1 pseudogene is annotated in these 531 nt (G+C 68.5%); it reads left to right on the top strand.

Going from position 1 to position 531, the window contains the following annotated elements:
- Positions 1–531, top strand: a pseudogene (locus tag AC3WON_RS31105) (hypothetical protein); the annotation flags it as partial.

The following is a 531-nucleotide window of genomic DNA, read 5'->3' as shown; positions in this document are numbered from 1 at the left end:
GCGCTGGCGGTGGGGCAGGTGGTGTTCGCCTTCGGCCGCTTCGCCTGGATCATGGGCAACGGCCTCTTCATCATGCTACCCAAGCTGATCGGCCTGATCCGGCTGCTCGGCGCCGCGTTCATGGCCAACCCGATCCTGGCGGTCATCGGCCTGATCGCCGGTGCCGCGTTCCTGCTGTGGCAGAACTGGGATACGGTGGTCGGCCTGCTCAAGGCGGCGTGGCAAGGCCTGGCGGATGCGGCTTCGGCCTACGTCAACCTGGTGGTCGGCTTCTGGTCGGGCATGGGGCAGGCGCTGGTGGCGGTTTTCACCGGCGACTGGCAGCAGCTGGGGCAGATCGTCCAGGGGGCGCTGGATGCCATCAAGGGCTGGTTTCCCGGGCTGTACGACGCCTTCGTCTCGGTGTGGGACCGCATCGTGGCATGGTTCGCTCCGAAGCTGCAGGCCCTCACCGGCATGCTGCCCAGCTGGCTGACTGGGGGCAGCATCAACGTCAATGCGGGCGCTGCGCCGGCGGCGACGCCCGCCGCT

The organism is Cupriavidus sp. FW305-46, from assembly GCF_058787075.1.
The sequence above is the reverse complement of the archived record's forward strand: the minus strand, read 5'-3'. Positions and strand labels throughout refer to the sequence as shown.